Here is an 11,063-nt window from a genome sequence, read left to right as displayed (position 1 = left end):
GTCGGCGGCGCGACCGGAAGGTCCGGGCGCATCAACAAGAACGAATGGGCGCAGGGATGATTTAGCGGCAGGCGTTCTACGCTGGCGCCCCGGGGGCGCTGCGCGCCCCTTTCGCGACGCAAGGCCGCTCCCACAAGAATTCGCGCCGGCCTGCCGGAACACGAAAGGGCTGCGCAGCAGCCCTGGGGATCGGCAAATCAGGCCTGGTCCAGCGAATGCCCCTCGGCCATTGCCACGATCACCTTGCGCGGGCCTTCGAATGGCGCGCGGGCATGGGCGGCGAGCATGTTGTCGAGCATCATCACGTCACCCTCCTGCCAGGGGAAGCTGATCTTGCAGCCCTCCAGCACCTGGCGGATCTCGTCGAGCACCTCGTCCTCGATGGGCGAACCGTCGCCGTAGTAGACGTTGCGCGGCAGGTCTTCCTCGTCGACGATGTCCAGCAGGCTCTCGCGCACGTCGGCCGGCAGGTTGGAGATGTGAAACAGGTGCGCCTGGTTGAACCAGACCATGTCGCCGGTCACCGGGTGCCGGGCCACCGCCTGGCACACCTGGCGGGTACGCAGCTCGCCGTCATCCTTCCACTCGCAGGTGATGCCATGGCCCCTGCAGTAGGCCTCGACCTCCTCCTGGTCCTCGGTGTTGAACACCTGCTCCCAGGACACGTCCAAACCGTTGCCGAAGTTGCGCACGTACATCAGGCCCTTGCTGACGAAGCGCTCGCGGATATGCGCCGGCACGCGACGATAGACCTCGCGACTGTCGGCGATCGGCGTCTCGCCACCACTGCGGGCGGCAATCATGCTGTAGAACCAGATCTTCATCGGCCAGTCGCGGGAGTAGGCCTGCTCGTTGTGCAGCGGAATATGCTGGTGCGCCGGGTACTCGGTGGAGGTGTAGACCCCCTGGGTAACGTTGGTACGCGGTGTCGAGCCGAACTCGTAGTTGAGCAACGGATGACCGAAGCTGGCGGCGAACTGACGGAACTGCTCGGCGCCCTCCAGGCGGAATCCACGAAACAGGATGCCACCGTCGCGCGGCAGGTGTTCATCCACCAGCGCCTTGAGCTCGTCGAACACCTCCAACAGGTGGGTGTCGTCGTCACCCGCCTCCACCAGCAACGGCAAACGTCCCTGCTCCGGCAATAGCGGACGCACTGTAAATCCCACAGCAACACCCATGACGGGCCTCCTGTACACATTCGATGAAAGGGACCGGCGGCCCGTGGGCACGCTCGCGTCCGGTGATAGGAGGACGTTTCGAAGCGCGGGCAAATTAGTCGACCATTCCCACACCCCGCAGGACTCCCTGGAAACACTTGCTTGCAATTGGCTCATCAGGTTTTGCCCTGCTCATGCGTCTCTTTCTGATACGGCCGGGCTTTTGCCCCTGAACTTCGCCATTGACACTGCGTACCCCATGTCGAAAAAGTCACGCTCGAAAATCTGGTTCCTCGTGCACAGCTGGCTGGCCCTGCCCATCTGGTTCTTCGTGCTGATCGTCTGCGTCACCGGCACCCTGGCGGTGATCAGCCGCGAGATCGTCTGGCTGGCCAACCCGGAAACCCGTGCCAACCCGCCTTCGGACGAGGCCCGGCGGCTTAACTACGACGAACTGCTGGTGGCCATGCAGCGCGATCAGCCCGGTATCGCCGTGGCCAGCCTGATGACCCTGAGCGAAGCGCACTTCGCCATGCTGTCGGACGTCACCTACCCCGACGGCCGCACGGTCCGGGTCTACGTCAACCCCTACACCGGGCATATCCAGGGCGTCACCCCGTCGTTCAACTTCGAGGAGTTCACCCGCGCCCTGCACGGTTGGTGGCTGGTGCCGCATACCAACGGCTACAGCTGGGGCTGGTACCTGGTGTCGCTGCTCGGCCTGCCGATGCTGGCCTCGCTGGTCACCGGGCTGGTGATCTACAAGCGATTCTGGAAAGGTTTCTTCAAGCCGACCCTGCGCTTCAACCAGGGCGCGCGGATCTTCTGGGGCGATTTTCACCGCCTGAGCGGTATCTGGTCGATCTGGTTCATCGCGGTGATCTCCATCACCGGCGTCTGGTTCCTGATCAAGGCCTTGCTCGCCGACAACCACATATCGATCTCCAGCGAGCCGATCGTGCCGGTGATCGCCCGGGAAAAGGTGCCACTGACCGCCGACGGCAGCCCGACGCCGATGATCAGCCCGGACGAGGCCGTGCGCATCACCCAGCGCGAGATCCCCGGCTTCGACGTCGACTATGTCGGTTTCCCCAGCAATGCCTACGCCCACCTGAGCATCGGCGGCATCAGCTGGTACCCGCTGATGTACCAGAAAGCCGAGATCAACCCCTACACCGGCGAGGTGGACGCCACGCGCCTGCTCGCCGACCGCAAGCCCCTGGAGTTCGTCACCGAGTCCATGCGCCCGCTGCATACCGGCGACTTCGGCGGCCTGCCGGTCAAGCTGATCTGGTTCTTCTTCGGCCTGTTGCTGAGCATGATGGTGCTCAGCGGCCTGCTGATCTGGAGCAAACGCACCGCCCTGGCCACCGCCAACGCACTCAAGCGCAGCCAGAAGCAGGCGCGGGTGGCCAAGGCACCGGTTTCGACGGAGGTCACGTCCAGCCCTTGAAACATTTTCTTTCATTTGCCTTGGCAGCTTTCTGATTCTCATTCGTCCTTACTGATGCAGCCTTCCAGGTTGAGCACAGACTCGACCGTATTTTTATATGCAGAAGACCGAGCGATGGCCCGACAATCGAGAAAGAAATCCAATTCCAAGCTGTGGTTTTTGGTCCACAGCTGGCTTGCCCTGCCGATCTGGTTCTTCGTCCTGATCGTCTGCTTCACCGGCATGCTCGCGGTGGTCAGCCAGGAGATCGTCTGGCTGGCCAACGCCGATGTGCGCGCCAGCAAGCCCGACGACGACAGCCAGCGCCTGAGCTACCAGCAGGTGCTCGACGCCATGCACAAGGCCGAACCGGACCTGGCGGTGCGCTTTTTCAGCCAGCCGGACGGTTCGCACTTCGCCCTGCAGGCCTCGGTGACCCGCGCCGACGGCACCAACGCACTGCTCTACGTCAACCCCTACTCCGGGGCTATCCAGGGCCAGCGCCCGGACTTCGACTTCGAAGCGTTCACCCGCGCCCTGCACGGCTGGTGGCTGGTGCCCTTCACCAACGGCTACAGCTGGGGCTGGTACCTGGTGTCGCTGCTCGGGTTGCCGATGCTCGCCTCGCTGGTCACGGGGCTGGTGGTGTACAAGAAGTTCTGGCGTGGTTTCTTCAAGCCCCTGCGCACCGGCCACGGCCCAAGGATCTTCTGGGGCGACGTGCACCGGTTGGCCGGCGTGTGGTCGATCTGGTTCATCGCGGTGATCGCCATCACTGGCACCTGGTTCCTGATCCAGGCGATCCTCGCCGACAACCACGTGACGATCTCCAGCGAGCCGATCACGCCGGTGATCGCCCGCCAGCAGGTGCCGCAGACGGTCGATGGCAGCCCGGCGCCACGCATCGACCTGGACGAGGCCACCCGCATCGCCACCGAGGCCATTCCCGGGCTGGACATCAGCTTCATCACCCTGCCCGCCACCGCCTACAGCCACTATGGCCTGGGCGGGCGCGGCTGGTACCCATTGATGTTCCAGACCGCCGAGGTCAACCCCTACACGCGCAACGTCGACAGCCAGTTCCTGCTCCGCGACCGCTCCACCCTGGAGTTCGTCACCGAATCCATGCGCCCGCTGCATACCGGTGACTTCGGTGGCCTGGCGATCAAGCTGATCTGGTTCTTCTTCGGCCTGGTCCTGACCCTGATGGTGTTCAGCGGCCTGCTGATCTGGACCAAACGCACCACCCAGGCCACCCTCGCCGCCCTCAAGCGCGGCGAGCGTCCGCGCTCACGCGCCACGGCCAGCCCAACCACCCTGGAGGCCCAACCTTGAGCCAGACCGACACCCTGCCGCCAAGCGGCCTGAAGCAGCTGTGGCTGAAATGGCGCTTCCATTTGAACATCCTGCTGATCCTCATTCCCCTGGGCTTCATGCCCAAGTACTTCGCCGACGCCAGCCTGTTCCGCGGCGACAGCGGCCTGGGTGCCAATATCGTCAAGGATCTCAAGGTCGGGCGCTGGACCCTGGACCTGGCCGAACTGCGTGACGAAGCCCCGCGCGCCGAGGGCCCGGCCGGCTACTTCAAGGCCTTCAACGCCGCCTGCACGAGCTGCGACGAAGGCGTCAAGGCCATCTACCTGCGGGTGGGCAAGCCGCGCAGCCTGCGCGCCGCCGGCACGATTTTCTTCGGCGCGCCGGCGCGCATGGGCACCGCGCTGCCGATCCCGCCGCGCACCCGCCCCGATGCCGACATCTGGATCACCATCGAAGGCTGGGACGGCAAGATGTACCAGGCCTCGGTGCCACTGGCCAAGGCATCCCCCGCCACCGCGGCCTGGCTCGAGAAACAAGGAGGCAACAAATGAAACAGCTGATGCGCAGGCTCGCCCTGCCCCTCTTGGCCCTGGCCGCCACCCCGGCGCTGGCGCACAACCCGATGTGCGAGTGCACCGAACACGGCGAACAGATCACCTGCAAGGGTGGCTTCTCCGACGGCAGCGGCGCCCCCGGCGTGACCCTGGACGTGATCGGCTACGACGAGCAGGTGCTGGTGGCGAGCAAGCTCGGCGACGACTCGACCCTGACCTTCAAGCGCCCCGACGGTGAGTTCTACGTGCTGTTCGATGCCGGCCCCGGCCATGTGGTGGAAGTCGACCACGCCGACATCGGTGCGCCATGAGCCGCGCCCAGGTGGTGCGCCCGGCCGGCGCCGGGCACGAGACCCTCTACGTGCTGTTGGCCGCGCTGCTGATCGTGGTGCTGGCCGCCAGCGTGGTGGCCGCGCGCGGCGAGCGCGAGGATGAACAGGCCATCGCCGCCCACCAGCTCGACGCCCGTCGCGACCTCAATGCCGCCGAACAGGGCATCCACACCGACCTGTGGGTGGCCGTCGAGGAGATCCGTGCCCTACGCGAGGACAACGGCACCGCCCCGGATGCCCAGGCCCTGGCCGACGAGGGACTGCCGCCGTTCGTCAGCGACGCCAGCAGTCAGAGCCGCGGCAGCCACCAGTGGTCGCTGCTGGCCAACGGCGCCTACCTGGGCCGCAGCCAGGACGCCCAGGTGGCCGGCAGTTTCCTGGTAATCCTGCCCGCCGCCAGCGATGCCCAGCCGGATGTCTGGTTGCGCCGCGACAGCACCGCCCTGCCCCCCGACGCGCTGGACAGCGACGCACTGATCGCCGCCGGCTGGCAGCAGATCGTCACCCACTACGACGCCGGGGTCACCCGTCAACACCGTCACTAAGGACCTGCCCATGCTCCGCTTCGCCCGCCTCACCCTGGCGCTGCTCCTGGCCTGCGCCCTGCCCGCCGTGGCCCTCGCCGACAATGGCAAGCCGCTGCGCATCGGCATCACCCTGCACCCCTACTACAGCTACGTGAGCAACATCGTCGGGGACAAGGCCGAGGTGGTGCCGCTGATCCCGGCCGGCTTCAACCCCCACGCCTACGAACCCCGCGCCGAGGACATCAAGCGCATCGGCAGCCTCGACGTGATCGTGCTCAACGGTGTCGGCCATGACGACTTTGCCGACCGCATGATCGCCGCCAGCGAAAAACCCGATATCAAGACCATCGAGTCCAATGCCAACGTGCCGCTGCTGGCGGCCACCGGCATCGCCGCCCGCGGCGCCGGCAAGGTGGTCAACCCGCATACCTTCCTGTCGATCAGCGCCACCATCGCCCAGGTCAACAACATCGCCCGCGAGCTGGGCAAGCTCGACCCGGACAACGCCAAGTTCTACACGCAGAACGCCCGGGCCTACGCCAAGCGTCTGCGTGCCCTGCGCGCCGAGGCCCTGGCCAAGGTCACCCAGGCGCCGGACGCGACCTTCCGCGTGGCCACCATCCACGCCGCCTACGACTACCTGGTGCGCGACTTCGGCCTCGAGGTCACCGCGGTGGTGGAACCGGCCCACGGCATCGAACCGAGCCCGGCACAGCTGAAGAAGACCATCGACCAGCTCAAGGCCCTGGATGTGAAGGTGATCTTCTCGGAGATGGACTTCCCGTCAGCGTACGTCGACACCATCCATCGCGAGTCCGGCGTGCGCATCTACCCGCTCACGCACATCTCCTACGGCGACTACACCCAGGAAAAGTACGAGTTGGAGATGAAGCGCAACCTCGACACGGTGGTCCAGGCCATCCAGGAGAACCGCACGTGACCGCCGCCGCCAACCTCACAACCGCCAGCGGGCCACGCATCGAGTTCGACGGCATCGACCTCACCCTGGGCCGCACGCGCATTCTCGAGAACGTGCGCTTCAGCGTCGCCCCCGGCAGCGTGCACGCCATCGTCGGCCCCAACGGCGGCGGCAAGAGTTCGCTGATCAAGACCCTGCTCGGGCAGATGCCGCACCAGGGCCAGCTGACCCTGCACTGGCCCGGTGAGCGTGAAGTGATCGGCTACGTGCCCCAGGCCCTGGAATTCGACCGCGGCCTGCCGATGACCGTGGACGACTTCATGGCCGCCATGTGCCAGCGCCGCCCGGCGTTCCTCGGCCTGTCACGGCGCGTACGCCCGGCGATCGACGCGGCGCTGGCGCGGGTGGGCATGCTCGACAAGCGCAAGCGGCGCATGGGCGCGCTGTCCGGCGGCGAGCGCCAGCGCGTGCTGCTGGCCCAGGGGCTGATCCCCGAGCCACAGCTGCTGGTGCTGGACGAGCCGATGTCGGCCCTCGACGAGGCTGGCATCCAGGTGTTCGAGCAACTGTTGCACGGCTGGCGCCAGGCCGGCACCACCGTGCTGTGGATCGAGCACGACCTGGAAGCGGTGCTGCGCCTGGCCGACCGGGTCACCGGGCTGAGCCGCCAGGTGCTGTTCGACGCCCCGCCGGCCCAGGCCCTGACCCCCGAGCGCCTGCTCGGGCTGTTCTCCGTCCACCCGCGCAGCGAGAGCCTTGCCTGATGAGTTTCGAATCGTTCCGCCAGCTGGTCCAGGACTGGGCCACCGCTGGTTATCTGCCGGAAGCCCTGGCCTACGGTTTCGTGGTCAACGCCCTGCTGGCGGGCCTGATGATCGGCCCGGTGCTGGGCGGGCTGGGCACCCTGGTGGTGGTCAAGCGCTTCGCCTTCTTCTCCGAGGCGGTCGGCCATGCCGCGCTGACCGGCGTGGCCATCGGCATCCTGCTCGGCGAGCCCTACACCGGCCCGTACGGCAGCCTGTTCGGCTACTGCCTGCTGTTCGGCATCCTGCTCAATTTCCTGCGCAACCGCACCGGATTGTCCCCGGACACGCTGATCGGCGTGTTCCTCTCGGTGTCGCTGGCCCTGGGCGCGAGTTTGCTGCTGATGCTGGCCGGCAAGATCAACGTGCACATCCTCGAGAACGTACTGTTTGGCTCGGTGCTCACCGTCAGCGCCCATGACCTGCTGGTGCTGGGCATCGTCGCCGTGCTGGTGCTGGCCTTGGCCCTGCCGCTGTACAACCGCATCATGCTGGCCAGTTTCAACCCGCAGCTGGCGGCGGTGCGCGGGGTGGCGGTGAAGACCCTCGACTACCTGTTCGTGGTGCTGGTGACCCTGGTTACCGTGGCCTCGGTGAAGGTGATCGGCGCGATCCTGGTCGGTGCCCTGCTGGTGATCCCGGCGGCGGCGGCGCGGCTGGTCAGCCAGTCGCTCAAGGGCTTCTTCTTCGTCTCGGTGATCATCGCCACCCTGAGCACCCTGCTCGGCATCCTGCTGCCGATCGTCTTTGACCTGCCAGTGCCCTCGGGCGCGGCGATCATCCTGGTCGCCGGGATCTGCTTCGCCCTCGCGGCCCTGGCCCGCGCCCTCGTCCCCCGCCTGCAAGGAAACCCGGCATGACCCTGAACAAACTGCCCCTGGTCCTGGTCCTGAGTGGCCTGCCACTGCTGGCCAGTGCCACCGAAGTGCTGACCACCCTGCCGGTGACCCACAGCTTGGCCAGCGTATTGCTCGACGGCACCTCGGTGCAGCTCAAGCGCGCCGCCCCGGCCAACCTGCCAGCCAGCCGCCAGCCCTCGTACTTCAGTGGCCGTGGCGGCGCCAGCCTGCAGAAGGTGGCGCTGAAAGCCGACGCAGTGATCGGCGTGCGCTCGATCTGGCGTGACGATCCGCTCTACCCCATGGCCCGACGCAGCAACATCCGCATCGTCGAGATCGACGCCGCGCGCCCGGTGGACGGTGCCCTGCCCGGCATCGCGGTCAAGGGCGACGAGGCCTTCACTGCCTATCCCTGGCTGAACCCGACCAACCTGGGGCGCATGGCCGATGTCGTCGCCAACGACCTGGAGCGCCTCTCGCCAACAGACAAGGCCAAGATCCAGGGCAACCTCGCCGGCCTCAAACGACAGATGCTGGAGCTGACCGCCAACAGCCAGACACGCCTGGCCGAGGTCGACAACCTGACCGTGGTCAGCCTGTCCGAGCGCCTGGGCTACCTGGCCAGTGGGTTGAACCTGGATATGGTCGAACAGCCGCTGCCAGCCGACGGCAAGTGGGACGAAGCCGCGCTCAAGGCACTGGGGGAAAACCTCAAGGCGCAGGATGTGGCCCTGGTGCTGCACCATCGCCAGCCAGACGCAAAGGTGGCCGAGGCGATCGCCGCTTCCGGGGCGAAGTTGCTGGTGGTGGACAGCGATCCGGACGACACCGTGGCGGGGCTCAAGGCCAGCGTCGAGCAGGTGGTCAAGGCGCTGGGCGACAGTTGAACGCCTCTGTAGGAGCGGCCTTGCGTCGCGAAAGGGCTGCGCAGCAGCCCCAGCAATGTTGATGGTGGCTTAGAACCTGGGGCCGCTGCGCGCCCCTTTCGCGACGCAAGGCCGCTCCCACAGGGGAACCGTTCCCTGCGCAACTGCGCAGCCCCTAAGGGCTGGGCTATCGCCTACAGGGACCGCCTCAACGCTTCATGCAGCGCTGATAACGCTCATCCACCCTGCCGGCAAACCACGCCGTGGTCAGCTTGCGGGTAATTTTCGGGCTCTTCAGCTCGATCCCCGGCAGCACCGCCCGTGGCAACGCCTTGCCCGCCTTCGCCTCAGCCAGGGCGAACACCCCGCGATACAACGCGGTGTCCTCCAGCGCCAGGCCATTTTCCTTCTCCAGTTGAGCCCTGATCTGTGGATTGCGCAGCCCAAGCTTCGCTCCCAGCTTGCGCGCCGCCTGCTCGGTGGTGCCAGGCAGGATCGCACCGGGGGCGATCAGGTCGCCGTCGAGCGCCAGCGACACCCCGCTCGCCCGGCTCAATGCCGCCTGGAACGCCGCGTTGCGGCTGGCGTACCAACCGGCATTGAAATCGGCGAAGCGGTACAGCTGACGCTCATAGTGGGTCGGATAGCCAAGCAGGTGGGCGATGCCGAAGTACATCCCGCCGCGACGGCTGAACACCTCCTGACGGATGCTGCCCGTGTGCTCGTAGGGATAGCCCTTGGCGTGCCGCTCGGCAAAATCCACGCTGACCTGCATCGGCCCACCGGTGCGCACCGGGTTCAGCCCGCCGAGCAGCGAGCGCCCCAGCGGCAGGCCGCCGATAACTTCGTCGTACAGGGCACTGAGCTGCTTCTCGCTGCGCACGGCGAGCAGCCGTTGCTGGTAGGTCTTGCCGTTGGCCGAGGGCGTGCTCAGGGCGCCATCAACCAACAGCCGGGGCACATGCAGGCGCGCCGCCCGTCGGTCGATCTCCTCGCGGGCGATGCGCCCCAGGTTCGGTACCTGTGGGTCGGCGTTGAAGGTGGACTCCTGCTCGGTCACCGCCAGCACCGCGCACAGGTTGCTCTTGCTCGGGCTGAGGCCCTGGGCCTGGAACGCCACCTGGATATCCTCGGCCCAGCCCTGGCGGTCCTTGACCTGGGCCGGCAGCAGGTGCAGGAGCTGGGCGCGAACCTTGGCCGGGTCGGCCTCGCCGGCCTCCTCACGTCGTCCGGCGCAGCCTTGCAGCAGGCCCAGGGCCAACAGCGCGGTGGTCAGCAGGCGGGCGTTCAGGGCTGTTCACCGACCAGGTAGGTCTTGCTGATCTGGCGGAACAGCGGGTGGCTGGAGCTGCCCAGCAACTCGAACAGCACCATCTCGCGGGTGACCACCTGCGCCCCGGCATCGCGCATGCGCGCCAGGCCCGCTGCCTTGCTGGCCGGGGAACGGCTGTCGCAGGCGTCCTCGACCACGAACACCTGCTTGCCCAAGGCGCGCAGGCCGAGCACGGTCTGCAGCACGCAGACGTGGGTCTCCATGCCGCAGACGATTACCTGTTCGCGGTCGAGCAGGCTGGGGGGCAGGCATTCGGCGGCGACGCAGGAGAAGTGCAGCTTCTCGACGATCTCGGCGGCTGGCGCCGCGGCTTTGAGGGCGGCCAGGGTGTGGCCCAGGCCCTTGGGGTATTGCTCGGAGATCACCGTGGGGAGTTTTAGTTCGGCGGTGGCCGCGAGCAGCCAGCGGGCGCGGGCCGCGGTGCCCTCGGGGTCGCTCATGGCGCCTATCAGTTTTTCCTGGATGTCGATGACCAGCAGCGTGGCCTTGCGGGGATCGATCAGCATTGGCGGACTCATGGCTTGGGAGGAAGGGGTAGCCTTACCCAGGCGGGGAGTGGCGTCAATCAGAGGCTGCTGGTTTTGAAGGCGGAACCAGTAACTGCTGACATCTGAATTTAGTGCGCCTGTAGTTTTAAAGTTTGTTTTTATAGTTGTATACGCATTCATTGGCGATGGTGACGCATCGTCACCTTTTCGCCTTTACGGCGACCTACTTTTGCTCTTTCTTGGGCAAAAGTAGGCAAAAACCGCTGGCTCCATTCATCCGGCCCCTGCGCTTCGCTCCGGGGTTCCCTCGCTCCCACACTATTCCCGCCCCAAGCTGAATCATCTGCGTGGGAGCGGGCTTGCCCCGCGAAACAATCGAGAGTTTAACTAAAAACCAACTAGCGACAGCTGCGCCAGTTCAGGCGCCGCCCGTAACTTCGCGACTTCAGGAGGCCGAACGCAGGACTTGCGGAGGGAGGTGACGGGCATGGAT

Annotated in this window: 12 protein-coding genes; 9 read left to right on the top strand and 3 right to left on the bottom strand. The window is 66.3% G+C overall.

Annotated features, from left to right (window positions below; all coding sequences use genetic code 11):
* Positions 1-197: 197 nt before the first annotated feature.
* Positions 198-1,181, bottom strand: a complete 984-nt coding sequence (locus AC25MA_RS24685; protein ID WP_486972482.1) for a TauD/TfdA family dioxygenase — start codon at positions 1,179-1,181, stop codon at positions 198-200.
* Positions 1,182-1,419: 238 nt separating this feature from the next.
* On the opposite strand from AC25MA_RS24685, the gene AC25MA_RS24680 reads away from it, so the two are divergent.
* The 9 genes from AC25MA_RS24680 to AC25MA_RS24640 all read left to right on the top strand — a co-directional run bounded on the left by AC25MA_RS24680 (position 1,420) and on the right by AC25MA_RS24640 (position 8,770).
* Entirely contained in the window at positions 1,420-2,613 is a 1,194-nt protein-coding gene (locus AC25MA_RS24680; protein ID WP_062363881.1) for a PepSY-associated TM helix domain-containing protein, read from the top strand.
* A 114-nt stretch (positions 2,614-2,727) separates the two neighbouring features.
* Positions 2,728-3,927 carry a PepSY-associated TM helix domain-containing protein gene (locus tag AC25MA_RS24675; protein WP_486972481.1) on the top strand — a complete coding sequence of 400 codons (1,200 nt, stop codon included), beginning with the start codon at positions 2,728-2,730 and terminating at the stop codon, positions 3,925-3,927.
* A complete protein-coding gene (locus AC25MA_RS24670; RefSeq protein ID WP_207852431.1) occupies positions 3,924-4,460 on the top strand; it encodes a thiamine pyrophosphate-binding protein in 537 nt (178 codons plus the stop codon). Before AC25MA_RS24675 ends, AC25MA_RS24670 begins: the two co-directional genes overlap by 4 nt.
* Positions 4,457-4,774, top strand: coding sequence for a hypothetical protein (locus AC25MA_RS24665; RefSeq protein WP_028692195.1), 318 nt, complete (start codon positions 4,457-4,459; stop codon positions 4,772-4,774). The genes AC25MA_RS24670 and AC25MA_RS24665 overlap by 4 nt, the downstream gene beginning before the upstream one ends.
* On the top strand, positions 4,771-5,340 hold the full coding sequence (locus AC25MA_RS24660; protein ID WP_028692194.1) for a DUF6162 family protein: 570 nt from the start codon (positions 4,771-4,773) through the stop codon (positions 5,338-5,340). Before AC25MA_RS24665 ends, AC25MA_RS24660 begins: the two co-directional genes overlap by 4 nt.
* A gap of 10 nt (positions 5,341-5,350) precedes the next feature.
* Positions 5,351-6,262 (top strand): metal ABC transporter substrate-binding protein, encoded by a 912-nt coding sequence (locus tag AC25MA_RS24655; RefSeq protein ID WP_486972480.1) that lies wholly within the window; start codon positions 5,351-5,353, stop codon positions 6,260-6,262.
* Complete coding sequence (locus AC25MA_RS24650; protein WP_028692192.1) at positions 6,259-7,005, top strand: metal ABC transporter ATP-binding protein; 747 nt, start codon at positions 6,259-6,261, stop codon at positions 7,003-7,005. Before AC25MA_RS24655 ends, AC25MA_RS24650 begins: the two co-directional genes overlap by 4 nt.
* Positions 7,005-7,904, top strand: a complete 900-nt coding sequence (locus tag AC25MA_RS24645) for a metal ABC transporter permease (protein ID WP_028692191.1) — start codon at positions 7,005-7,007, stop codon at positions 7,902-7,904. The genes AC25MA_RS24650 and AC25MA_RS24645 overlap by 1 nt, the downstream gene beginning before the upstream one ends.
* Positions 7,901-8,770, top strand: a complete 870-nt coding sequence (locus AC25MA_RS24640) for a metal ABC transporter solute-binding protein, Zn/Mn family (RefSeq protein WP_062363887.1) — start codon at positions 7,901-7,903, stop codon at positions 8,768-8,770. Before AC25MA_RS24645 ends, AC25MA_RS24640 begins: the two co-directional genes overlap by 4 nt.
* A gap of 187 nt (positions 8,771-8,957) precedes the next feature.
* Here AC25MA_RS24640 and AC25MA_RS24635 read toward each other — a convergent pair whose 3' ends face one another.
* On the bottom strand, positions 8,958-10,040 hold the full coding sequence (locus AC25MA_RS24635) for a DUF1615 domain-containing protein (protein ID WP_284144539.1): 1,083 nt from the start codon (positions 10,038-10,040) through the stop codon (positions 8,958-8,960).
* Entirely contained in the window at positions 10,037-10,588 is a 552-nt protein-coding gene (locus tag AC25MA_RS24630) for an isochorismatase family protein (protein ID WP_028692188.1), read from the bottom strand. The genes AC25MA_RS24635 and AC25MA_RS24630 overlap by 4 nt, the downstream gene beginning before the upstream one ends.
* Between the last annotated feature and the right edge of the window lie 475 nt (positions 10,589-11,063).

Source organism: Pseudomonas sp. P65(2024) (assembly GCF_057480955.1).
This window is presented reverse-complemented; position numbering and strand designations above follow the sequence as displayed.

Coding starts and splice junctions, on each gene's coding strand:
- AC25MA_RS24680 (WP_062363881.1), top strand. CDS start 1,420: ATGTCGAAAAAGTCACGCTCGAAAATCTGGTTCCTCGTGCACAGCTGG.
- AC25MA_RS24640 (WP_062363887.1), top strand. CDS start 7,901: ATGACCCTGAACAAACTGCCCCTGGTCCTGGTCCTGAGTGGCCTGCCA.
- AC25MA_RS24660 (WP_028692194.1), top strand. CDS start 4,771: ATGAGCCGCGCCCAGGTGGTGCGCCCGGCCGGCGCCGGGCACGAGACC.
- AC25MA_RS24685 (WP_486972482.1), bottom strand. CDS start 1,181: ATGGGTGTTGCTGTGGGATTTACAGTGCGTCCGCTATTGCCGGAGCAG.
- AC25MA_RS24675 (WP_486972481.1), top strand. CDS start 2,728: ATGGCCCGACAATCGAGAAAGAAATCCAATTCCAAGCTGTGGTTTTTG.
- AC25MA_RS24655 (WP_486972480.1), top strand. CDS start 5,351: ATGCTCCGCTTCGCCCGCCTCACCCTGGCGCTGCTCCTGGCCTGCGCC.
- AC25MA_RS24645 (WP_028692191.1), top strand. CDS start 7,005: ATGAGTTTCGAATCGTTCCGCCAGCTGGTCCAGGACTGGGCCACCGCT.
- AC25MA_RS24630 (WP_028692188.1), bottom strand. CDS start 10,588: ATGCTGATCGATCCCCGCAAGGCCACGCTGCTGGTCATCGACATCCAG.
- AC25MA_RS24665 (WP_028692195.1), top strand. CDS start 4,457: ATGAAACAGCTGATGCGCAGGCTCGCCCTGCCCCTCTTGGCCCTGGCC.